Source organism: Serratia sp. (in: enterobacteria) (assembly GCF_052400455.1).
Taxonomy (GTDB): Bacteria; Pseudomonadota; Gammaproteobacteria; order Enterobacterales; family Enterobacteriaceae; genus Serratia; species Serratia ureilytica.
The window spans coordinates 864,148-885,278 of the sequence record NZ_CP185812.1; the positions used below are offsets into that span (position 1 = coordinate 864,148).

A 21,131-nucleotide genomic window follows, 5' to 3' on the forward strand; every position below is an offset into this window, starting at 1 on the left:
TTAATTTGAAATTTTGAGCATTTTTATCATTTAAGCATAGGCCGATAATAGCCGTCATCAACTTGAATGCTATTTCGGAGTAAAAAATGCCACTCGCATTACTTGCCTTAACCATCAGCGCTTTTGCTATCGGCACGACCGAGTTCGTGATTGTCGGGTTGATCCCGACTATCGCGGAGCAGCTTGGGGTGACCGTACCGTCCGCTGGATTGCTGGTGACTATCTATGCCCTCGGCGTGGCCATTGGCGCGCCGGTGCTGACGGCCCTGACCAGCCGCATACCGCGCAAACTGCTGCTGGTTGGCCTGATGGTGCTGTTCACTCTCGGCAACCTGCTGGCCTGGCAGTCACCCAGCTATGAATCGCTGGTAGTGGCTCGGTTGTTGACCGGCCTGGCGCACGGCGTGTTCTTCTCTATCGGCTCCACTATCGCCACTAGCCTGGTGGCAAAAGAGAAGGCGGCTTCCGCCATCGCCATCATGTTTGGTGGCCTGACGGTGGCGCTGGTGACCGGCGTACCGCTGGGGACGTTCATCGGCCAGCAGTTTGGCTGGCGTGAGACCTTCCTGGCCGTTTCTCTGATTGGCGCTGTCGCCACGCTGGCCAGCGTTATTCTGGTACCGAGCAATATCAAGAACCAGGGCAGCGCCGGCGTGCGGGAACAGCTGAAAGTGCTGACTCATCCTCGTCTGCTGCTGATTTACGCGATTACCGCATTGGGGTACGGCGGGGTCTTCACGACCTTTACCTTCCTTGCGCCGATGATGCAGGAACTGGCCGGCTTCTCTGCTCCGACCGTGAGCTGGATACTGTTGGCTTATGGCGTCGCGGTGGCGGTGGGTAACATCTGGGGAGGCAAGCTGGCCGATCGTCATGGGGCCGTGCGTGCGCTGAGCTTTATCTTTGCCGCGCTGGCCGTTTTGTTGCTGGTGTTCCAGCTTACCGCCAGCCACAGTATTGCCGCTTTGCTGACGGTGATTGTGATGGGCGTGTTCGCTTTCGGCAACGTGCCGGGGCTGCAGGTGTATGTGGTGCAGAAAGCCGCGCAATACACACCAAATGCGGTGGATGTGGCGTCCGGTCTCAACATCGCGGCGTTCAACATCGGCATTGCGCTCGGCTCGGTGATTGGCGGCCAGACCGTTGCCTCACTGGGGCTGGCGCAGACCCCCTGGATTGGCGCGTTGATCGTGGTGGTTGCATTGTTGCTGGTTAGCTTCAGCGGTCGCCTGGATAAAAAGTCTCAGCTGCAAACGGCTTAATACGTAAAACCCTTGCTGCCTGGCCCGCATTTTGCGGGCCTTTTCGCATTTTTCACCTATTACCCCTCACCTTTACACAGCTATACCGTCAGAAGATTGAAATCGCTGCAGGCGGCCCCTATAACTGAAAAGGTGATGCCCGCAAAAGCCATGCCCTCTATGCAGGGTAGGCGTATAATCAATTCATCGTTGGCGAGTGTTCATCGCCAGTTTTCATGTTAATGGGTAATAGGCGAATCGCGTGCCGAAACGAACTTATGCAATGAGGTATGTTGCAGGTCAGCCAGTTGAGCGAATCTTTCCTGGTGCCGTTAACCAGCCGTTGCCGCCAGGGGCGGCGCTGCCGACGACCGGCGCCCTGCGCGTCATGGTATGGAATATTTTCAAACAGCAGCGAGCCGACTGGCTTTCGGTGCTGAAAAACCATGGCAAAGACGCGCAGCTGGTATTATTGCAAGAGGCGCAAACCACGCCAGAGTTGGTGAGCTACGCTACCGCCAACTATCTGGCGGCCGATCAGGTGCCGGCCTTTGTGCTGCCGCAGCACCCTTCCGGCGTGATGACGCTGGCTGCCGCTCATCCTGTTTACTGTTGCCCGCTGCGCGAGCGAGAGCCGCTGCTGCGGCTTTCCAAGTCGGCCTTGATCACCGTTTATCCGCTGTACAACGGCGAACTGTTGATGGTGGTGAACATCCATGCGGTGAACTTTAGCCTGGGCGTCGACGTCTACAGCAAGCAGTTGGGGCCGATAGGCGAACAGATCGCCAGTCACCGGGGGCCGGTGATTATGGCAGGGGATTTCAACGCCTGGAGCCGCAAGCGCATCAATGCGCTGTATGACTTTGCCGGAGAGATGGCGCTGCGCGAGGTGAGTTTCACCGACGACCATCGCCGCAAGGCCTTCGGTCGTCCACTGGATTTCGTATTTTACCGCAATCTGGGAGTGGTGGAGGCGTCGGTGCTGGTGACCAGCGCGTCGGATCACAACCCGCTGTTGGTGGAGTTTCATCCGGAGAAAGACTCGCCGGTATGGTGAATCGCAGCTAATAAAAAAGCACCCCGAAGGGTGCTTTTTTTGTGCCGAACATTTAAGTATCCGGCGTCATCTTGTTGCCGACAAACAGGGTCAGCTTCAGACCTGGCTGCAGGTTGCCTTTGGCGAGCGTTGAATTCCAACGCATCACGTCGTTAATATCGACGCCGTGACGACGTGCGATACTGGCGAGCGAATCACCTTTACGAACCTGGTAGGTGATACTGCTGTTACTGCCAGTATTGCTGGCCACTTGCAGGGTTTGCCCAACTTTTAAGGCGCTCTTGGCGCGTAAGTTGTTCCAACTCTGCAAATCGCTGGTCTTAACGTTCAGCCGCTTGGCTATGGCCGATAAGGTGTCGCCGGAGCGAACTTTATACGAACTGCCACCGGACAAACCGCTGTTCTTCGCCAACTGCGTCGTTGGCTGAGTCACGGCGATCTGGCCATCGGCCAGCGAGTCTTTCAGCTGATCGGCATGCCCTTTGGGAACCATGATGTAATGGGGCCCGTTGGGTGCCGTAACGCCTTTTTTGTAGCCTGGGTTATACGCTTTCATCTTGGTGACTGAAAGCCCAGCCATCTCAGCCGCCTGAGTCAGCTGGATCTGCTGCCCGACATCGATACGAGCCAGCGCACGGGTTTCATCCGTTTTCGGGAGTTTCACGCCGTACTTCTTGCTGTTCTTGATGATGTCGCTCAGCGCCAGCATTTTCGGGACATAGATTGACGTTTCACGCGGAAGCGACAATGCCCAGAAATTGGTTGGCTTACCCTGGCGTTTGTTTGCCTTCACCGCTTGCATCACGCGGCCTTCACCACTGTTATAGGCGGCTACGGTCAGTAACCAGTCGCCGTTAAACATGCGGTTCAAGCGCTGCATCATGTTAAGCGCAGCGGTTGTCGAGGCGACGACATCGCGTCGACCGTCATACCACTGATTGTTTTTCAAACCATAATTGCGACCCGTTTGCGGCACGATTTGCCATAGCCCTGCGGCGTTGGCACTTGACGTGGCGTGTGGGTCAAAAGCGCTCTCCACTATGGGTAGCAGTACCAGTTCCATCGGCATATTACGTTTCTTAATCTGCCCGACTATCCAGTACATGTACGGCTCTGCCCGTAATGTTACATCGTGGAGATAGCTCTTACTTTTTAAGTACTTTCTTTTCTGATCACGGATCCGGGAATTTTCCGGAACCTCCATCTTCAGCTCGTCGCTAATGAAGTTCCACAGGTCCTGTTGCGCGGCGGGACTGTTGTTATCCAACCACCGCGCCGAGCTCGCTCGGCCATTTCCTGTGTACTCTCCTGCTTCACCATCTTGACCAGCCGAAGACAAACTCTGTGCATGCTGTTCTGGCGCCGGTGCGTCCTGCCTGGACGACTGGCAACCCACTAGCAAGACCGAGGCGAGAAATATCGCTTTAGCCTTCATGTGTGTGTCAATGTAGTTGCTTAAAAGACGAGCAATAATACTTTGCTTCGCCAAATAACACAACTAAAAGCTTAGAAGTTATCTTTCCGCAGGCGTAATTCGGAAAAAACTGAATGAAGGCTTTCCGGTGGTGAATTAAAGCCTAATTTCTTTTGTAAATCAGCGTCATGGCAACGTAAAAACAGGTTAATTTTGCGCTCTAATTGCAACGTGGTCGGCACGCTAGCTTGGCCTTTTGCCCTTAACGCTTCAACATGTTGTTGATATGTTTCAATCTCTCGATCTTCCGGCAAAATAGCCCGCGCAAACTTAAGATTTGAAAGAGTATATTCATGCGCGCAGCAAATTAAGGTGTTATCGGGAAGTTGCGCGAGTTGTTGAAATGAGTCGTACATTTGTTTTGCGGTGCCTTCAAACAGCCTGCCGCAGCCGGCGGAGAAAATGGTGTCGCCGCAGAACAGATAAGGGGCACTATAGAATGCCACATGGCCCAGCGTATGGCCGGGAACGGCGATAGTCCTGTATTGGCGGCCATCGATATCAAAGGTATCGCCGTCATGGACGATGTGGTTGGCGCCTTTGCCAGCGGTTTCCTGCGGCCCGTAGACCGCCAGGCCCGGGTATTGCGCGACAATCTGCGCCACGCCACCGACGTGATCGTGGTGGTGGTGGGTCAGCAGGATCGCCGACGGCGCCAGCTGCAGGCGCTGCAGCGCCTCGAGCACCGGCCGCGCTTCACCCGGATCGACGATAATGCAGCGCCCCTGCCGATCATCCAATAACCAAATGTAATTGTCCTGGAAGGCGGGAATGCTGATAAGATTCATGGTGTACCTCTCGTTGGCAACGGCTTGAAAGAAGATAATAAATCATGAAACCAGCCCATACTCTACAAAAGCTCACCGGCCCGCAGTCCTGGGCTGAGCTGCCGTGGGGGGAGTACTATCGTGAAGCGCTCGAGCGGCAGTTGCAACCCTGGTGGCCCAAGCTGTTCGGTTTCCATCTGCTGAAGATGGGCATGCTCAGCACCGAGCTGGCCACGGATAAATGCGCAATCTCCCACCAGGTCAACGTAGGGCTGGAGGGGGAAGGGCTGCAGGTGATCGCCGACGCCTATCAACTGCCGTTCGCCGCCAAATCGGTGGATGCCTGCCTGTTGGCGCATACGCTGTCCTACGCGGACGATCCGCATCGCATGCTGCGTGAGGTGGATAGGGTGTTGATCGACGATGGCTGGCTGGTTGTCAGCAGCTTCAATCCGTTCAGCCTGCTGGGATTGGGCAAGCTGGTGCCCGGATTGCGTCATCGTCAGCCCTATGTCAGCCGCATGTTTACCCAGATGCGGTTGTTGGATTGGCTCAGCCTGCTGAATTACGAGGTGTTGCACCAGGCGCGTTTTCACGTGCTGCCGTGGCACCGCAAGGGCGGCAAGTTTTTATGCACCCATTTGCCGGCGCTGGGCTGCATGAGCGTGATTGTGGCGCGCAAGCGCACCTTGCCGCTGACGCCCACGCCGATGAAACTGGGGGCGAGAAAGCCGTCTCTCAGCCGCGCGGTGGGCGCGACCAAGAGTTATCGCAAGCTGCCTTAGGCTTCCGGTTGGTAGCCGACGTCATCTTGCGTCGGTTTACCCGCCGCCTCGCGCGCCAGCTCGTCGCAGCGTTCGTTCTCCGGGTGGCCGGCGTGGCCCTTGACCCACTCCCATTTAACGGTGTGGCGCTGAATGGCCTGATCCAGCCGCTGCCACAGATCGACATTCTTGACCGGTTTTTTGTCGGCGGTTTTCCAACCGCGTTTCTTCCAGTTATGGATCCAGCTGGTAATGCCCTGGCGCACGTACTGGCTGTCGGTGCTGAGCGTCACGGCGCAAGGCACCGTCAGCGCTTCCAGCGCCACGATCGCCGCCATCATTTCCATGCGGTTATTGGTGGTCAGACGAAATCCTTCGCTGAAGGTTTTTTCCGTCTGCTTATAGCGCAGTATCGCGCCGTAGCCACCGGGGCCAGGGTTGCCAAGGCAGGAGCCGTCGGTGAAAATTTCTACCTGTTTGAGCATCTCTGGTAGACTCTTCCTATCAGTTTTATAAAAGCCAAGTCTGACATAAACGAGCGCTGTGAGCACTGCAATATGATCTCTACAACCACCAGACAGATTGTCCTCGATACCGAAACCACCGGTATGAACAAGCTTGGGGTGCACTACGAAGGGCACCGCATCATCGAAATCGGTGCGGTGGAAGTGATTAACCGCCGCCTGACCGGGCGCAACTTCCACGTATACATCAAGCCGGATCGGCTGGTGGATCCGGAAGCGTACGGCGTACACGGCATCAGCGACGACTTCCTGGCCGACAAACCGACCTTCGATCAGGTTGCCGACGAATTCCTCGACTTTATCCGCGGCGGCGAGCTGGTGATCCATAACGCGGCGTTCGATATCGGCTTTATGGATCACGAATTCCGCATGCTGCAGCAGGGGATCCCGAAGACCGAGACCTTCTGCACCATCACCGACAGCCTGATGATGGCGCGCCGCCTGTTCCCGGGCAAGCGCAACAACCTCGATGCCTTGTGCAGCCGCTATGAGATAGACAACAGCAAGCGTACGCTGCACGGCGCATTGCTCGATGCCGAGATCCTGGCGGAAGTCTATCTGGCGATGACCGGCGGTCAGACGTCGATAGCGTTCCAAATGGAAGGCGACACCCAGCAAAACGATGCCGCGCAAGAAATACAGCGTATCGTCCGCCCGGCTACGGCGATGAAAGTGGTCTACGCCAGCGACGAAGAAATAAAGGCGCACGAGGCGCGTCTGGATCTGGTGGCGAAGAAGGGCGGCAGCTGCCTGTGGCGCGGGGCGCCGGCGGAATAACGGCGTTTTTGCACGAAAAAAACGCACTGGGCAACCCTTCGTTGAAAAACTGTGCAAACGGTTCATTTGCGGAGAAAAAGGCGTTGACGGAACCGAGAGGCGTCCGTAATATGCGCCTCGTTCCCCCGCAAGAGGGAATGGCGCGGAGCGGTAGTTCAGTTGGTTAGAATACCTGCCTGTCACGCAGGGGGTCGCGGGTTCGAGCCCCGTCCGTTCCGCCACTATTCAGAAGCCCTGAGTTAGCGATAACTCAGGGCTTCGTCGTTTCCGCTCTCGGCAAAACGGTGCGGCCCAGGGAACGGGGCCGGCAGACCGGCCCCTTATCCTCAGAACAACACCGAGTAATTCAAACCGAAGGTGCGTCCGCGGCCCTTATAGCTGTACAGCTCAGGCGAGCCGTAGGTCGGGCTGTACAGGATCGGCGCGCGTTGGCCCCAAACGGTGGTGTACTCCTTGTCCAACAGGTTTTCCACGCTGAAGCTGACTTTCCCCACCGGCAGGGCATAGCTGCCGAGGAAGTCGAGGGTGTTGTAGCCATCTATTTTGCGGCCTTGGGTGGAGTTGGCCTTGGTGTAATCGCCGTCGTCCGACACGTCGAAGGTTTGCTGCGACTGCAAGCGCAGATTCCAGTCGCCCGGCGCCCAGCCGACGTAAGCGGTGACTTTCGATGGGCTGGCGGTATCGACCACCAGCTTCTTCCATTCGCCGTTGACCTTGGTTTCAGAACGGATGAAGTTGAAGTTGGTGCCGGCGCTCCAGTCGCTGTCTTCGAAGAAGTAGTCCACCGCACCTTCCAGTCCATAGATGCGCCGCTTGTCCGCATTGACGTTAATGGTCATGTCGGTTTTGTTGATGGCGATGCTCTTGTCGGACAACGAGTAGTAGGCGGCGATTTGCGTGCGCAGGTTATCGCCGGTATAGCGCCAGCCCAGCTCGTAGGCGTTGACCTTGATGCCTTCCAGCTTGGAATCGCCGACGTTGACGCTCTTCAGCAACTGGTAATGGTCGCCGTTCAACGCGTAGGTGCCGTTGCCGTAATACTTGCCCGGATCCGGGATCTCGAAGCCCTGAGAGAAGTTGAACCAGGTTTGCTGACGCTCGGTCAAGTGCGCCAACAGACCGGCGTTGAACAGCGCATTGTTGTAGTCGGTTTTCCCTCCCGGGATGGCGTCGGCGGAGGCGGCGGCGCCGGTGGCGATCGCCTGCTGCTGGTTATAGCCGACGAAGTCGTCGATCTTGTTTTCGGTGTACTGGTAACGCACGCCGCCGCTCAGGGTGAAGATGGGATTGATGTCGTAACTGGCCTGCAGGAACGACGCCAGGTTGCTGGTGGTATAGCTCGGGTAGCGGCCGGTGCCGTAAGCGTTCTCCAGCGTCATGCCGCCGGACTGTTGGGCCTTCGCCAGGTTGAAGAACTGCTGGTTGGCGTTGAAGCTTTCATGCTCGGCGTCGATGCCGTAAGTCAGCGTCAGCGCGTCGACAGGTTTGCTGTTTAACGTCAGTTTGCCGCCGTAAAAATCGGTTTTTTGCTGCGAAGCGCCAATGCTGCTGACGTAATAGTTCGGCGCTTTGCCCGCCAGCGTTGGGAAGGGGTAGAAGGTCAACGTTTCGTCGCGATAGTAGACCTGCGCCACCAGATCCTGGCCGAGGAAATCGGTGTTGGAATATTGCAGGTTGATCAGGTGGCGCTCGGTGCCGGGGATGCGATCGGAGTTTAAGTTACCGCTGTTGTACGCCTTGGCGTTGCCGGTCACCGCCGCGAAGTTTTCCCCCAGAAACAGGCCGTGATCGCCGTCGGACTGGCTTTTGTAGTATTGGGTGGTCAGCTGCAGCTGTTGATGATCGTCGATGTTGAGGGTGCCGGAGCCCATCACATCGAGGCGATTGGAATACTGCAGGCCGGTTTGAGTATTGTCGATCAGCACCTCGTTGCCTTTGCCGTCGTACCAGCCGCCGTAACGCTGGTAAGAAACGGACAGCCGCCCCGAGGCGTTGTCGTTGCCGCCGCTGACCGCCGCCGCTACGTTCTCGTCGTGATCGTTATGGCCGCCGAAACCGGTTTTGCCGCCGACCTGCAATTCGACCTGCTGCTCTTTCTGTCCTTTCTTGGTCACGATATTGATCAGGCCGCCGGTGCTGCCGCCGCCGTACAGTGCGGTCGCGCCGGAAATCACCTCAATATGGTCGATATTGAACGGGTCGATCGAATCCAACTGGCGGCTGTCGCTGCGCGACGAGTTCAGGCGTACGCCGTCGATCATCACCATCATCGAACGGCCGCGCATATTCATGCCATAGTTGGTGCGGCCCTGGCCGCTGACGTCCATGCCGGGGATCAGCTGCGCCAACATGTCCTTGATCTCTTTGCCGCCCTGGACCTGCTGTTCGATCTCCTGACTTTCGATCACCCATGTCGTCTGCGCCATTTCCGCCGCGCTGCGGTGCGAACGGCTGGCGGAGACGACCACCTGCTCTTCGCTGCCGTTTTTCTGATCTTCTGCCCAGGCCGCCGGCGCAAGCAACGCCAGCAGACATGGGTTTAATACCCAAAGAGGTTTGCGTTTCATCGTTATTTCCCAGGTGATATTGTCGTTACGTTGTTTTTTGAGAATGCTTCTTTTATCAATAACGTTTCTTGTTATCAATAAAATCATGATATGATTTTTTGCGATGCATTAACGTAATTAATTAGTTTTATTAACATTTATCCGCTGCGCGATCGCGCGGCCACGCCGCCAACACGGCAGCCGCTCGGTCATACGTAAAAGCGACAGCCGTTGCCGGAGAGTCGAGAACATGTCCGCCAGCTACAGAATTTTTGATATCACCCTGAAAAGCAAAACGCTGATTTCGCCCTCGCTGCTGCGCTGCGTGTTTGAAGGTGCGGATGTTCATCGCATGAAGCTGGAAGCGCCTGACCAGCGCATCAAACTGCTGTTCCCGGCGGCGAACGGCAAGATCACGCCGTTGGCCAACGGCCCGGACTGGTACGGCGATTACATGGCGCTCCCCAAAGAACAGCGTCCGGTAATGCGCACCTATACGCTGCGTGCGCTGCGCCGCGAGCAGAATCAGATGGACGTCGAGTTCGTGCTGCATGGCGTGAACGGCCCGGCTTCAGCCTGGGCGACCCATGCCGAACCCGGAGACACGATTCAAACGGTCGCCCCCAACGGTGACTTCGACGGCGACAGCGGCGGTTACGAATGGGCGCCGCCGGCGCAGTTGCAACAGGCGTTGCTGATCGCCGATGAGACGGCGGTGCCGGCGGCGATGGCGATTCTGGAACAGCTGGCGCAGCAGGCCAATCCGCCGCGGGTGCAGGCGTTTTTCGAGGTGCCGGTGGCGGCGGATTGCCTGGATTTGGCGCATTTCCCGTTCGCCGACGTTTATTGGCTGCCGCGCGACGTCGGCCGCCAGTTGGCGCACGGCACGCTGCTGGTGGAAGCGGTGCGCCAGCGGGTGGATATCCCCGCATCGGCCTGTGCGCAAGCGCAGTCCCTGGCGGAAAGCAGCCTGAGCGATGAGGTGTTGTGGGAGCGGGCGGCCGGCAGCAACGCTTTCTATGCCTGGGTGGCGGCCGAGTCTTCCGCGGTGAAAACGCTGCGGCGTTACCTGATTGGCGAACGCGATCTGGATCGCTCCACCGTCAACTTCATGGCCTATTGGTGCTGAGTCGGCCGCCGCCGTGCGCCTTCATCATGGGCTCTACCGCCTGGAGGCCTAAGGCGCGTCGAGCAGGCTGACGTGCGCCGCTACGATGCGCCAGCCACAGGGCAGCTTGACCCAGGTTTGCATTTGCCGCCCCCTGCGGTTGCTGCCCGGCCGATGAAATTCCGTGCTGGCCACCGCCATATCTTCACCAAAAGTCGTGATTTGGGTGTTTTCCAACAGCCGCTCCAGTCCGTTGGCCGGGCGCCGTTGACGAAAATCGCGGATTTCGTCGATACCGTAGAGGCTTTCGGTGGCGCCATAGCGCACCGTGCGCGCGTCGTGCCAGAACAACTCGTCCAGCACATCGATGTCATTGCTGATTAACGCCTGCTCATAGCGGTAAAAGGCGGCGTTGACCTCCGCCAGCACCGCCGGCCGATCGATATGTTCACTGTTCATTGATTACTCCTGTTTGCAGACGCAAGTGGCGATGCCGGCGCATTCCAGCGCATAGGCGGCGCGCAGCGCCAAATCTTCGCGCCACGGCGGGGCGATCAGTTGCAGGCCGATCGGCAGACCGGATGCGCTTTTCAAAGGAACTGTCACGACCGGCAGGCCAAGGAAGGAAATCGGCTGCGTCAGCATGCCCATACTGGCGCGGATCGGCAGATCGACGCCGTTGATGCGCATCGTTTCCTGGCCGATCGGCGTGGCGCTGCACGGCGTCGCCGGGGCGATCAAAATGTCCCAGTGCTTGAACAGCGGCGCGGCTTTGCCGGCGAAACGCATGACGAAAGCGCTGTGCCTGCAAATACCAGGTGGCGGGGAGCATGGCGCCGGCCAGCAGTCGTTCTCGCGACAGTGGCTCGAAGCGTTCGGGTTGGCTGCGCAACTGCGGCAGATAGCGATGGCCGCCCTCTGAGGCGCTGAGGATAAAGGCCGCCGATCGGGCCAGCTCGGCCTGCGGCAGCTCGACTTCGGCGCTGGCTGCCAGCGCTTGCGCCACCTGGTTGACTGCGGCTTTGGCGTCATCATTGCACCATTGCAGGAAATAGCCGCCTAACACGGCGCAGCGCAGGTTCTGGCTGCCCTGCGCCAGCAACGCTTCGGTGCGGGAAATCGGCCGATCGCTCTGGAACGGATCCTCGGCGTCGATGCCCTGCATCGCATCATACACCGTCGCGAGATCGTGCACCCGGCGGGCGAACGGGCCGATGTGATCCAGGCTGTCGACAAACGGCTGGCTGCCGCTGCGCGAAAGACGGCCGAAGGTCGGTTTCAGACCATAAATGCCGCACAGCGAGGCGGGCACGCGTATTGAGCCATTGGTGTCGCTGCCGAGCGAAAAGGTCACCAGGCCGGCCGCCACCGCTGCGGCCGAGCCACCCGAAGAGCCGCCGGCGATGCGCCCGAGGTCATGCGGGTTTCGGGTGGCGCCGTAATGGCTGTTCTCGGTGGTGAAACCGTAGGCGTAGGCGTCCATGTTCAACATGCCGCAAAGCAACGCGCCTTGATCCGCCAGCCGGGAGACGCCCCAGGCGTCGCGGTCGGCCGGTGGCCGATCGCTGAACAGGCGGGCGCCGGCCAGCGTGGTTTCACCGGCGACGTCGAACAGATTTTTTACCGCATAGGGAATGCCGGCCAAAGCGGGCAGCGTTTGCCCAAGCGCGCGCGAACGGTCGAGGCGATCGGCTTCTTTTTGCATGCGTTCCCGGGTGAGGTGCGTAAAGGCGTTCAGCGCGGGATTCTGACGGTCGATGTGATCGAGCGTATGCCGGACGATCTCGCGCGTCGAGAGCGCGCCGCGTTCAAGGGCCGTACGGATCTCGGCGAGCGACAGGGCGCTTAAGGGATTCATGGGCGATATACCCCCGCGATTTCCTGGCGCGGATCCAGCGGGAAGGCCATCAGCGGTTCGGCCAGCGCGGCGATGCGTTCGATCTGTTTCAACAGTTCCCGGCGGCGGACATCGTCCAGTTCCACGGCCAGCACGGTTTCCATCTGGTGGATATAGGCCGCCCAATCGGCGGCGTGTTGATTGTTCATAAGCGATCCCGATAAATAAGAGAGTCAGAAGCCGGCGGCGCTGCCGTTGCTTCGCGGATCGAAAGCGCCTTCGAACATGCCGTTGGTGTGGCGTACGATGGCGCCGGCATGGCCGACCGTTTCGCTGAACGCCGGCAGCAGTTCAACGGCGTGGCCGCGCTGTCTCAGATAGTCGAGGGTCGCCGCGTTAAAGCGCCCCTCAAGCTTCAACGAGTCCGAACTTTCGCCCCAGGTTCGCCCCAGCAGCCAGCGCGGCGCGCTGATCGCCTGCTGCAGCGGCAACCCTTGCACCACGTGCCGCACGAATAACGCCGCTTGAGTCTGCGGCTGGCCGTCACCGCCCATCGAGCCGTAGATCAGCGTGCGTCCGTCATACAGCCGGGCGGCGGCCGGGTTCAGCGTATGGAACGGCTGCTTGCCCGGCGCCAGCGCCAGCAGATGATCGGCGTCCAGGCTGAAAGAGGCGCCGCGGTTTTGCCACAGGACGCCGCTGTTCGGCAGAACCACGCCGCTGCCGAATTCGTGGTAGATGCTCTGAATGAAGGAGACCGCCAGCCCGCTGCTGTCCATCACCCCCATCCAGACCGTATCGCCGGGTCCTTTGCCCTGGCCCCAGTCGGCCGCTTTTTGGCCGTCGATGCGCCCGGCCAGCCTATCCAAATGGTCGGCCGCCAGCAGCGCCTGCGGATCCTGCGTCATGTGGCGCGGATCGGTGATGAAACGGTCGCGCAGATCGAACGCCAGCTTGGTGGCCTCGACCACGGCGTGCACCACGGCGCCTTCGCTCTGTCCGACCAGCGGCAGACGGTCGGTCAGCCCGAGGATGGCAAGCGACACCAGCCCTTGGGTCGGGGGAGCCAGATTGAATATTTCACCTTTTTGGTGTTCCAGGCGCAGCGGAGGACGGCGGCATGGCCGATAACTCGCCAGATCCTGAGCGGTAAGCGGCATGCCCAACATCGCCATGTCCGCCGCCATGCTTTCAGCCAGCGGGCCGCGATAAAAACTGTCGAGCCCGTCCTCACTCAGTGCGATCAGCGTATCGGCCAGCTGCGGTTGGCAGAATCGTTGGCCGGCAAGCGGGATCTTTCCCTGCGGCAGGTAAATGCGGGCGAAGGGGGCGAACTCCTCCAGCTCGTGGCGTTTGCTGCGCGTCGCCGCCTCTTGGGAGGCGGTGACCGGAATGCCGTCGGCGGCGTAGCGTATGGCGTCGGCGAGCAACCGCGACAGCGGCAGCGGCGTTTCGCCCAGTTCGGCCGAATAGGCCAACGCCTCCTGCCAACCGCCGACGGTGCCGGCCACGGTCAACGCCGCTTTTGGGCCGCGCTGCGGGATGCGGCTTTCTCCGGCGTACAGCGCCGGCGTCGCCAGCGAGCCGGCGGCGCCGCTGGCGTCGATGGTCAGCGGCTCGCCCTGCGGCGGCACGATCAGCCAGAAACCGTCACCGCCGATGCCGTTCATGTGCGGATAGACCACGGCGATGGTCGCGGCGGCGGCTACCATCGCCTCAATGGCGTTGCCGCCTTCGCGCAGCACCGCCAGCGCGCTTTCGCTGGCGAGATGGTGTGGCGTGACCGCCATGCCCTGTGGCGCGGTATTGCTGTTAATCATATTTCTGCCCTTGTCTGAGGTGAGCGTTTGGGTAACAGAAGCAAGAGGCGTTCCACTTTTAATCAGGACGATTAATTGCTTGTCAGAGAGGGGCCGGGGCGTGCTATGTTCCGGTGAAACAAAAGTTACAGCGAGAGTGATGATGCAGCCCTTCGATGAACGCCTGCGCAACGAATATCCGCAATTGGCGCCGCAGGAACAGCGCGTCGCCGACTTTATCCTCGATCATTTCGATGACCTGATCAGTTACAACAGCGCCGAGCTGGCGCGCTTGAGCGGGGTTTCTAAAGCCACGGTCAGCAGGCTGTTCAAGCGGTTGGGGTATCGCAGCTACAAGGACATGCGCGCTGAGCTGCGCACCCTGCGCCAGAGCGGCATGCCGGTGACCGACGAGAGGCATGCGGTGCAGGGCAATACGCTGCTGGCGCGGCATTACAAGCAGGAAATGGCTAACCTCTCGCACTGGGTGAGCCATCTCGATGTGGAGCAATTCGGCGCGGTGATCGCCGCACTGGCGCGGGCGCGGCGGGTCGCGCTGCTGGGATTTCGCAACAGCTATCCGATAGCCATGCATCTGCGTCAGCAGCTGATGCAGGTGCGGGAGCGGGTGATGCTGATGCCGCAGCCCGGCCAGACGCTGGCGGAGGAGCTGGTCGATCTCGCGCCGCAGGATATGGCGGTGGTGGTGGCGTTTCGGCGCCGGCCGCGTCAGCTCAAGGCGATACTGACGCAGCTGCAAACTCGCCGGGTGCCGACGCTGTTGATCTGCGAACCGCAGGCGCAGTCGCTGATCCCGCTGGCGGACTGGCATTTGGCCGCTTCGCTGGACAGCGTCTCCGCCTTCGACAGCTATTCAGCCGCCATGAGCTTATGTAACCTGCTCAGCAACGCCCTGCTGCATGAGATGTTGGAGCAGGGGCGATTGCGTATTCATCACATTGCCGGTCTGTATCGGGATTTGGACGAACTGGAACCGCGCTAACCGGCGCTTTTTTGGTGCTGATGCACACTTTTAGTGCATCTCTGGCCTGCCTGCTTTCCCTTTCTCCGTCGCCGGCCCGCTGAGGTCGGCAGGTTTTTTCTCGTTAATCAGCGCCAGTTAAGGCATGGGTTCGACGTATTTTCGATTGGCACATTAGTTGCAGAGCTTGTGGTGTAAGAATCTTTTGTTTCATCTTTTCACCATCGGGGATACGCTATGAACATCAAAAAAACGCTGTGGACGGTTTTCACTGGGATCGCCTTGCTGGCGCAGGCCGCGCCGACCATGGCGGATCAATTGCAAGAGATCCGGCAGCGCGGCGTCCTGCGCGTGGCGGTGCCGCAGGATTTCCCGCCATTCGGCTCGGTGGGCACCGATCTGCAGCCTCAGGGTTATGACATCGATATGGCGCGTTATCTGGCCGATAAGATGAAACTTAAGTTGCAGTTGGTGCCGGTCACCAGCGCCAACCGGGTGCCTTATCTGCAGACCAATAAAGTGGATCTGGTGATCTCCAGCCTGGGCAAAAATCCGGAGCGTGAAAAGACCATCGCCTTCAGCCGCGCCTATGCGCCTTTCTTCCTGGGGGTCTTTGGTCCTAAAGACGGCGCGTTGGCGGACATGGCGCAGCTCGATGGCAAGACCGTCGGCGTCACGCGCGGTGCGGTGGAGGATATGGTGCTGAGCGACGGCGCGCCTAAAGGGGCGCAGATCAAGCGTTATGAGGATAACAACACGACGCTGTCGGCCTATCTCTCCGGGCAGGTGCAGTACATCGCCACCGGTAACATGGTGGTGAGCGCCCTGGCGCGCCAGAATCCGGACAAGGCGCCGGCCGCCAAGTTTATGTTGAAAGATTCGCCGTGCTTCGTGGGGTTGCGCCAGGGAGAACCGGCCCTGAAAGCGGCGGTGGATGCGCTGATTGGACAGGCGCTGGCGGACAAGACGCTGAATGGCCTGTCGGAGAAATGGTTGAAAGCACCGCTGCCCGATGGTTTTGGCGCATAACGGGAGCGGCGGATGACCTATCAGCTGAATTTCTCCGCGCTCTGGCCCTACATGCCTGAGCTGTTGGCGGGGTTACTGACGACGATGGCGCTGACGGCGCTGGCGACGTTGATGGGGGTTGCGCTGGGCATTTGCGGCGCGGCGATCCGCAGCGGCCGGGCCGGCGCGCTGAGCCGCCTTTGGGGCGTTTACGTCGAAGTGGTGCGCAACACGCCGTTCGTCGTGCAGTTGTTCTTCATCGTGTTCGGCCTGCCGAGCCTGGGCTGGAAACTGACGGCCGGGCAGGCGGCGCTGCTGGCGATGGTGATCAACCTTGGCGCCTACAGCACCGAAATTATTCGCGCCGGCATTCAGGTCACGCCGAAGGGGCAGTGGGAAGCGGGGCGCGTGTTGGGGCTCAGCCGCAGCCAGACCTTTTTACGCATCGTACTGCCGCCGTCGCTGCAGCGTATTTATCCGGCGTTGGTGAGCCAGTGCATCATCGTGATGCTGGGATCCTCGGTGGTGTCGCAGGTCTCATTCGAAGAGCTGACCTTCGCCGCCAACCTGATCCAGTCGCGCACCTTCCTCAGCTTTGAAGTCTATCTGGTGACGGCGCTGCTTTATCTGTTGTTGTCGCTGTTGATGCGTCAACTGTTGCTGGCCGCCGGGCGGCGTTTTTTAGGGAGCCGGAACTGATGCTGACGTTTACCGATTGGGACATCGTGCGCAATCTGCTGTTGGCGGCTCGCTGGACGCTGCTGCTGTCGTTGACGGCATTTTTCGGCGGCACGCTGGTGGCGCTGCCGCTGGGCAATGCGTTTTGTCCGCGTTTACGCTGAACTGTTTCAGGGCACGCCGCTGCTGATGCAGCTGTTTTTGGCGTTTTTCGGTCTGGCGCTGTTTGGCGTCGACGTCAGCCCATGGACCGCGGCCGCGCTGGCGCTGACGCTATTCACCAGCGCTTTTCTGGTGGATATCTGGTCCGGCAGCATCGCCGCCTTGCCGAAAGGTCAGTGGGAGGCAGCCCGTTGTCTCGGGCTGAGTTTCACGCAGACACTGATGCGCGTCATCACGCCGCAGGCGGTGCGTATCGCCATTGCGCCGACCGTCGGTTTCTCGGTTCAGGTGATCAAGGGCACCGCCTTGGCGTCGATCATTGGCTTCGTCGAGCTGACCAAGGCCGGCACCATGCTGAACAATGTGACTTATCAGCCCTTCAAGGTATTTGGTCTGGTCGCGTTGGGCTATTTCCTGATGTGCTATCCCTTGTCGCGTTACAGCCATTATCTGGAGAAGAAATGCCATGCCGATCATCACCATTAATCAGGTTCAAAAATATTACGGTCAGAATCATGTGTTGAAGGGCGTGGATCTGGATATCGACATGGGGCAGGTGGTCTCGATCATCGGCCGCAGCGGGTCTGGTAAAAGCACGCTATTGCGCTGCATCAACGGGCTGGAAGGGTATCAGGAAGGGAGCATCAAACTGGGCGGCATGACCATCACCGATCGCGATTCGCAGGCGCGTGAAATCAGCCGCTCGATTGGCATGGTGTTTCAGAACTTTAACCTGTTCCCGCATATGACGGCGCTGGAAAACGTGATGCTGGCGCCGCGCCGGGTGCTGAAAAAAAGCGCTGCCGAGTGCCGCGAGTTGGCCGAACAGATGCTGAACAAGGTGGGATTGGGTGAGCGCATGCATTACGCGCCGGCCAACCTTTCCGGCGGGCAACAGCAGCGGGTGGCGATCGCCCGGGCGCTGGCGATGAAACCGAAGGTGTTGCTGTGCGATGAGATCACCTCGGCGCTGGATCCCGAGCTGGTGGGTGAAGTCCTGAAGGTGCTGGAACAGTTGGCGCGAGAGGGCATGACGCTGATTCTGGTCACTCATGAAATGAGCTTCGCCCGCGAGGTGGGCGACCGGGTGGTATTTATGCACCAGGGCAAGGTGTGGGAGCAGGGAAATAGCCGCACGCTGTTCGCCAATCCGCAAACGCAGGAATTGAAACAGTTTATCGCTTCTGTGCGCGGGTTGTCAGAAGCCTGATTTCGGCAAATAAAATGACAAGTTATTAAGCTGGTAAGGAAATAACATGCTAACTACTCCGCAGTTCGAACAGATTAACCCGCCGGCGCGCCTGTTGATGGGGCCGGGGCCGATCAACGCCGATCCGCGCGTGCTGCGCGCCATGTCGAGCCAACTGATCGGCCAGTACGATCCGGCAATGACCGGTTACATGAATCAGGTCATGGCGCTGTATCGCGCGCTGTTCCGCACCGAAAACCGCTGGACGATGCTGGTGGACGGCACCTCGCGCGCCGGCATCGAGGCGCTGCTGGTTTCCGCCATTCGTCCGGGCGATAAGGTGCTGGTGCCGGTATTCGGCCGCTTCGGACATCTGCTGTGCGAAATTGCCCGCCGTTGTCGCGCCGAGGTACACACGATCGACGCGCCGTGGGGCGAGGTGTTCAGCGCCGATCGCATCGAAGACGCGATTAAGCGGGTGCGCCCGCGCCTGCTGCTGACGGTGCAGGGCGACACGTCCACCACCATGCTGCAGCCGCTGCATGAGCTGGGCGATATCTGCCGCCGCCACGGCGTGCTGTTCTATACCGATGCGACGGCGTCCTTTGGCGGCAACCCGCTGGAGACCGACGCCTGGGGGCTGGATGCGGTCTCCGCCGGGCTGCAGAAGTGCCTGGGCGGCCCTTCCGGCAGTTCGCCGGTCACCCTCAGCCCGCAGTTTGAAGAGATCGTGCGCCGTCGCAAATGCGTGGAGGAGGGGATCCGCACCGCCGAACATGCCGACGGCGACGACGAGATGATCTACTCCAACTATTTCGACCTCGGCATGATCATGGATTATTGGGGGCCGGAACGCCTGAATCACCATACCGAAGCCACCAGCATGTTGTTCGCGGCGCGAGAATGCGCGCGGGTGATCCTCGAGGAAGGGCTGGATCAGGCCATTGCCCGCCACCGGCTGCACGGCGCGGCGATGCTGGCGGGCATCCAAGGCATGGGGCTGGCGGTGTTCGGCGATCTCGAGCACCGCATGAATAACGTGCTCGGCGTGATGATCCCGCCGCAGGTGCACGGCGAGCAGGTGCGGCAGATGATGCTGAACGATTTCGCTATCGAAATCGGCACCTCGTTCGGCCCGCTGCAGGGCAAGATCTGGCGCATCGGCACCATGGGCTACAACGCGCGCAAAGATTGCGTGCTGCAAACGCTGGCGGCGCTGGAGGCGGTGTTGAACCGGTTGGGCTTCGCCACGCAACAGGGGGAGGCCCTCCAGGCGGCCTGGAACCTGTACGATGCAGGACGGCCAGAATGACGCCGCAGGAGGCGCAGCAGGCCGCCGCGCGGGTGATGGCGCGCTGTGACGAGCTGGCGGCGATCAGCGCGGAGCCCGGTAAACTGACGCGTCTTTATCTGTCTGCGGAACATCGGCGCGCCAACGTTCTGGTGGGCGAATGGATGCGCGAGAGCGGCATGCGGGTGTGGCAAGACAGCGTCGGCAATATCTGTGGCCGTTATGAAGGGCTAACGCCCGGCGCCCCCGCGCTGCTGCTCGGTTCGCATCTGGACACGGTGCGCAACGCCGGGCGCTATGACGGCATGCTCGGCGTGCTCACGGCGCTGGAAACGGTGGCGCAATACCATCGCCAGGGGCGCCGTTTGCCGCTGGCGCTGGAGGTGATCGGCTTTGCCGACGAAGAGGGCGCTCGCTTTGGCGTGACGTTGCTGGGCAGCCGCGGCTTGACCGGCCAATGGCCGCAGGAATGGCTGGCGCAGACTGACGCGGACGGGGTGAGCATCGCGCAGGCCATGCGCGACTTCGGACTGGAGCCGACGGCGATCGCGCAGGCGCGCCGCGCGCCGCAGGAAATCCGCGCTTATCTGGAATTGCATATCGAACAGGGCCCATGTCTGGAGGCGGCCGACCTGGCGCTGGGGGTGGTGACGGCGATCAACGGCGCGCGTCGGCTTAACTGCGTCTTTAGCGGAGAAGCGGGCCATGCTGGTACGGTGCCGATGGGGCAGCGCAAAGACGCGCTGGCGGCCGCGGCGGAATGGATAACGGCGGTTGAAACGTTGACCCGCGCCGCCGATCCGCATCTGGTGGCCACCGTCGGCTGCATCGAGAGCCTGCCGGGCGCGGCCAACGTGATCCCGGGCGAAGTGCGATTGACGCTCGACGTGCGCGGCCCGCAGGATGCGCCACTGGCGGCGCTGTTGGCGACGTTGCTGGCGCAGGCGCAGACGATCTGCGCACGCCGTGGAGCGCGCTTCGCCAGCGAGGAGTTTTACCGCATTGACGCCACCGCCTGCGATAGCGATCTGCAGCGCCGCTGGCAGGCAGCCGTCGAGCAGGTACAGGGGCAGAGTCTGGCGCTGCCGAGCGGCGCCGGTCATGACGCCATCGCCGTGGCGGCGCAATGGCCGGTCGGCATGCTGTTCGTGCGTTGCGCCGGCGGCGTCAGCCATCATCCGGCTGAAGCGGTGCGGCAGGCTGACGTAGCGCTGGCGATCCAGGCCTATTGCCTGACGATCGCCGGCTGGGAGCTAAGATGAGGGTATGAGACTTCCTAAGATGACGCGTTACGACGATAGAAGCTCAGGGCGATGGCCAATCCGGCCAGCAGTCCGGCGCAGGTGCGGTTTAGCCAGCGCAGAGTGCGGCCGGAAAATATACGCATAGCATGGTGGCCGCCAAGCGCGTAGAGACTCATCAGAGCGATATCGATCAGGGCGGTCACCAAAGCGAGAATCACGTATTGCAGCGCTACGTCGCCCGCTGGCTGGATGAACTGCGGCAGAAAGGCGGAAAAGAACAGCAGTCCTTTGGGATTGGAGAGTGCGACCAGCAGCGAGCGCATAAACGCGGCGCGGCCGTTGCGGGCGCCGGGCATCGCGTTCTGTGCTGCCTGCGGGGTGCCAAGCGGCGCGCGCCACAGTTGGCAGGCTAGATAGAACAAATAAGCGGCGCCGGCCCATTTGACCAGCGTGAAAAGCAGTTCGGAAGCTTGCAGTATTGCCCCTAAGCCGCAGCCGACGGCACCGATCAACAGCAGGTCGGACAGCGCCGCACCGGCAATGCCGCAGGCGGCGACGCGTTTGCCTTTGGTTGCGCCGTTATTGAGCGCCAACAGCATGGTTGGGCCCGGCGTAATGGTGACCGCCGCGACGGCCACGATATAGAGCAAGAGTGTCGTCATATCCATATCACTTCTCCTTGC

General features: G+C 60.2%; 19 protein-coding genes, 1 tRNA gene and 2 pseudogenes. 13 read left to right on the plus strand and 9 right to left on the minus strand.

What is annotated here, in order from left to right:
• Positions 1-86 precede the first annotated feature (86 nt).
• Positions 87-1,262: an MFS transporter gene (locus ACORQT_RS04050; protein ID WP_147839038.1), complete on the plus strand. Its 1,176-nt coding sequence runs from the start codon at positions 87-89 to the stop codon at positions 1,260-1,262.
• A 262-nt stretch (positions 1,263-1,524) separates the two neighbouring features.
• Complete coding sequence (locus ACORQT_RS04055) at positions 1,525-2,298, plus strand: endonuclease/exonuclease/phosphatase family protein (protein WP_033634121.1); 774 nt, start codon at positions 1,525-1,527, stop codon at positions 2,296-2,298.
• A 52-nt stretch (positions 2,299-2,350) separates the two neighbouring features.
• On the opposite strand, the gene mltD is transcribed toward ACORQT_RS04055, so the two are convergent.
• Both mltD and gloB read right to left on the minus strand, forming a co-directional pair.
• Positions 2,351-3,733, minus strand: a complete 1,383-nt coding sequence (gene mltD / locus ACORQT_RS04060; RefSeq protein WP_033650995.1) for a murein transglycosylase D — start codon at positions 3,731-3,733, stop codon at positions 2,351-2,353.
• 71 nt (positions 3,734-3,804) lie between these two features.
• Positions 3,805-4,560 carry a hydroxyacylglutathione hydrolase gene (gloB, locus tag ACORQT_RS04065; protein ID WP_071997792.1) on the minus strand — a complete coding sequence of 252 codons (756 nt, stop codon included), beginning with the start codon at positions 4,558-4,560 and terminating at the stop codon, positions 3,805-3,807.
• A gap of 44 nt (positions 4,561-4,604) precedes the next feature.
• On the opposite strand from gloB, the gene ACORQT_RS04070 reads away from it, so the two are divergent.
• A complete protein-coding gene (locus tag ACORQT_RS04070) occupies positions 4,605-5,324 on the plus strand; it encodes a class I SAM-dependent methyltransferase (RefSeq protein WP_164058018.1) in 720 nt (239 codons plus the stop codon).
• On the opposite strand, the gene rnhA is transcribed toward ACORQT_RS04070, so the two are convergent.
• On the minus strand, positions 5,321-5,788 hold the full coding sequence (rnhA, locus tag ACORQT_RS04075; RefSeq protein WP_033641944.1) for a ribonuclease HI: 468 nt from the start codon (positions 5,786-5,788) through the stop codon (positions 5,321-5,323). The genes ACORQT_RS04070 and rnhA overlap by 4 nt on opposite strands.
• Before the next feature lie 72 nt (positions 5,789-5,860).
• On the opposite strand from rnhA, the gene dnaQ reads away from it, so the two are divergent.
• Both dnaQ and ACORQT_RS04085 read left to right on the plus strand, forming a co-directional pair.
• On the plus strand, positions 5,861-6,604 hold the full coding sequence (gene dnaQ, locus ACORQT_RS04080; protein WP_033641945.1) for a DNA polymerase III subunit epsilon: 744 nt from the start codon (positions 5,861-5,863) through the stop codon (positions 6,602-6,604).
• Between the two features lie 144 nt (positions 6,605-6,748).
• A tRNA-Asp gene (locus ACORQT_RS04085) sits at positions 6,749-6,825 on the plus strand.
• Positions 6,826-6,930: 105 nt separating this feature from the next.
• Here ACORQT_RS04085 and ACORQT_RS04090 read toward each other — a convergent pair.
• The gene (locus tag ACORQT_RS04090; protein WP_444859321.1) at positions 6,931-9,171 is read right to left on the minus strand and encodes a TonB-dependent siderophore receptor; all 2,241 of its coding nucleotides are present in this window, start codon (positions 9,169-9,171) and stop codon (positions 6,931-6,933) included.
• A gap of 229 nt (positions 9,172-9,400) precedes the next feature.
• Here ACORQT_RS04090 and ACORQT_RS04095 point away from each other — a divergent pair, with 229 nt between their 5' ends.
• Positions 9,401-10,279 carry a siderophore-interacting protein gene (locus ACORQT_RS04095; RefSeq protein WP_197782796.1) on the plus strand — a complete coding sequence of 293 codons (879 nt, stop codon included), beginning with the start codon at positions 9,401-9,403 and terminating at the stop codon, positions 10,277-10,279.
• Positions 10,280-10,327: 48 nt separating this feature from the next.
• On the opposite strand, the gene hpxZ is transcribed toward ACORQT_RS04095, so the two are convergent.
• The 4 genes and pseudogenes from hpxZ to ACORQT_RS04115 all read right to left on the minus strand — a co-directional run bounded on the left by hpxZ (position 10,328) and on the right by ACORQT_RS04115 (position 13,915).
• On the minus strand, positions 10,328-10,717 hold the full coding sequence (gene hpxZ / locus ACORQT_RS04100; protein ID WP_033641948.1) for an oxalurate catabolism protein HpxZ: 390 nt from the start codon (positions 10,715-10,717) through the stop codon (positions 10,328-10,330).
• A 3-nt stretch (positions 10,718-10,720) separates the two neighbouring features.
• Positions 10,721-12,116, minus strand: a pseudogene (locus ACORQT_RS04105) (AtzE family amidohydrolase).
• Positions 12,113-12,304, minus strand: a complete 192-nt coding sequence (hpxX, locus tag ACORQT_RS04110; RefSeq protein ID WP_033651000.1) for an oxalurate catabolism protein HpxX — start codon at positions 12,302-12,304, stop codon at positions 12,113-12,115. The pseudogene ACORQT_RS04105 and the gene hpxX overlap by 4 nt, the downstream one beginning before the upstream one ends.
• Before the next feature lie 24 nt (positions 12,305-12,328).
• Complete coding sequence (locus tag ACORQT_RS04115) at positions 12,329-13,915, minus strand: gamma-glutamyltransferase family protein (protein WP_033634114.1); 1,587 nt, start codon at positions 13,913-13,915, stop codon at positions 12,329-12,331.
• 142 nt (positions 13,916-14,057) lie between these two features.
• Between ACORQT_RS04115 and ACORQT_RS04120 the strand changes: the two genes are divergently transcribed.
• From ACORQT_RS04120 to hpxK, 7 genes and pseudogenes are all read left to right on the plus strand, one after another.
• Complete coding sequence (locus ACORQT_RS04120) at positions 14,058-14,897, plus strand: MurR/RpiR family transcriptional regulator (RefSeq protein WP_444859423.1); 840 nt, start codon at positions 14,058-14,060, stop codon at positions 14,895-14,897.
• 216 nt (positions 14,898-15,113) lie between these two features.
• Positions 15,114-15,905 (plus strand): transporter substrate-binding domain-containing protein, encoded by a 792-nt coding sequence (locus ACORQT_RS04125; RefSeq protein WP_042783724.1) that lies wholly within the window; start codon positions 15,114-15,116, stop codon positions 15,903-15,905.
• A gap of 12 nt (positions 15,906-15,917) precedes the next feature.
• Complete coding sequence (locus tag ACORQT_RS04130; protein WP_033634112.1) at positions 15,918-16,583, plus strand: amino acid ABC transporter permease; 666 nt, start codon at positions 15,918-15,920, stop codon at positions 16,581-16,583.
• Positions 16,583-17,210 (plus strand): annotated as a pseudogene (locus ACORQT_RS04135) (amino acid ABC transporter permease). Before ACORQT_RS04130 ends, ACORQT_RS04135 begins: the two are co-directional and overlap by 1 nt.
• Complete coding sequence (locus ACORQT_RS04140; RefSeq protein WP_033641954.1) at positions 17,191-17,934, plus strand: amino acid ABC transporter ATP-binding protein; 744 nt, start codon at positions 17,191-17,193, stop codon at positions 17,932-17,934. Before ACORQT_RS04135 ends, ACORQT_RS04140 begins: the two are co-directional and overlap by 20 nt.
• 46 nt (positions 17,935-17,980) lie before the next feature.
• Positions 17,981-19,225 (plus strand): pyridoxal-phosphate-dependent aminotransferase family protein, encoded by a 1,245-nt coding sequence (locus ACORQT_RS04145; protein ID WP_033641955.1) that lies wholly within the window; start codon positions 17,981-17,983, stop codon positions 19,223-19,225.
• Positions 19,222-20,466: an allantoate amidohydrolase gene (gene hpxK, locus ACORQT_RS04150; RefSeq protein WP_042783726.1), complete on the plus strand. Its 1,245-nt coding sequence runs from the start codon at positions 19,222-19,224 to the stop codon at positions 20,464-20,466. The genes ACORQT_RS04145 and hpxK overlap by 4 nt, the downstream gene beginning before the upstream one ends.
• 14 nt (positions 20,467-20,480) lie before the next feature.
• On the opposite strand, the gene ACORQT_RS04155 is transcribed toward hpxK, so the two are convergent.
• On the minus strand, positions 20,481-21,116 hold the full coding sequence (locus ACORQT_RS04155) for a LysE family translocator (RefSeq protein WP_042783727.1): 636 nt from the start codon (positions 21,114-21,116) through the stop codon (positions 20,481-20,483).
• Between the last annotated feature and the right edge of the window lie 15 nt (positions 21,117-21,131).

Excerpts from the sequence above, each read along its gene's own strand:
- dnaQ (WP_033641945.1), top strand. The coding sequence starts at position 5,861 with ATGATCTCTACAACCACCAGACAGATTGTCCTCGATACCGAAACCACC.
- ACORQT_RS04055 (WP_033634121.1), top strand. The coding sequence starts at position 1,525 with ATGAGGTATGTTGCAGGTCAGCCAGTTGAGCGAATCTTTCCTGGTGCC.
- ACORQT_RS04070 (WP_164058018.1), top strand. The coding sequence starts at position 4,605 with ATGAAACCAGCCCATACTCTACAAAAGCTCACCGGCCCGCAGTCCTGG.
- ACORQT_RS04090 (WP_444859321.1), bottom strand. The coding sequence starts at position 9,171 with ATGAAACGCAAACCTCTTTGGGTATTAAACCCATGTCTGCTGGCGTTG.
- ACORQT_RS04130 (WP_033634112.1), top strand. The coding sequence starts at position 15,918 with ATGACCTATCAGCTGAATTTCTCCGCGCTCTGGCCCTACATGCCTGAG.
- ACORQT_RS04145 (WP_033641955.1), top strand. The coding sequence starts at position 17,981 with ATGCTAACTACTCCGCAGTTCGAACAGATTAACCCGCCGGCGCGCCTG.
- ACORQT_RS04095 (WP_197782796.1), top strand. The coding sequence starts at position 9,401 with ATGTCCGCCAGCTACAGAATTTTTGATATCACCCTGAAAAGCAAAACG.
- ACORQT_RS04155 (WP_042783727.1), bottom strand. The coding sequence starts at position 21,116 with ATGGATATGACGACACTCTTGCTCTATATCGTGGCCGTCGCGGCGGTC.
- gloB (WP_071997792.1), bottom strand. The coding sequence starts at position 4,560 with ATGAATCTTATCAGCATTCCCGCCTTCCAGGACAATTACATTTGGTTA.
- ACORQT_RS04115 (WP_033634114.1), bottom strand. The coding sequence starts at position 13,915 with ATGATTAACAGCAATACCGCGCCACAGGGCATGGCGGTCACGCCACAC.
- hpxX (WP_033651000.1), bottom strand. The coding sequence starts at position 12,304 with ATGAACAATCAACACGCCGCCGATTGGGCGGCCTATATCCACCAGATG.
- ACORQT_RS04120 (WP_444859423.1), top strand. The coding sequence starts at position 14,058 with ATGCAGCCCTTCGATGAACGCCTGCGCAACGAATATCCGCAATTGGCG.
- hpxZ (WP_033641948.1), bottom strand. The coding sequence starts at position 10,717 with ATGAACAGTGAACATATCGATCGGCCGGCGGTGCTGGCGGAGGTCAAC.
- ACORQT_RS04125 (WP_042783724.1), top strand. The coding sequence starts at position 15,114 with ATGAACATCAAAAAAACGCTGTGGACGGTTTTCACTGGGATCGCCTTG.
- rnhA (WP_033641944.1), bottom strand. The coding sequence starts at position 5,788 with ATGCTCAAACAGGTAGAAATTTTCACCGACGGCTCCTGCCTTGGCAAC.
- mltD (WP_033650995.1), bottom strand. The coding sequence starts at position 3,733 with ATGAAGGCTAAAGCGATATTTCTCGCCTCGGTCTTGCTAGTGGGTTGC.
- hpxK (WP_042783726.1), top strand. The coding sequence starts at position 19,222 with ATGACGCCGCAGGAGGCGCAGCAGGCCGCCGCGCGGGTGATGGCGCGC.
- ACORQT_RS04140 (WP_033641954.1), top strand. The coding sequence starts at position 17,191 with ATGCCGATCATCACCATTAATCAGGTTCAAAAATATTACGGTCAGAAT.
- ACORQT_RS04050 (WP_147839038.1), top strand. The coding sequence starts at position 87 with ATGCCACTCGCATTACTTGCCTTAACCATCAGCGCTTTTGCTATCGGC.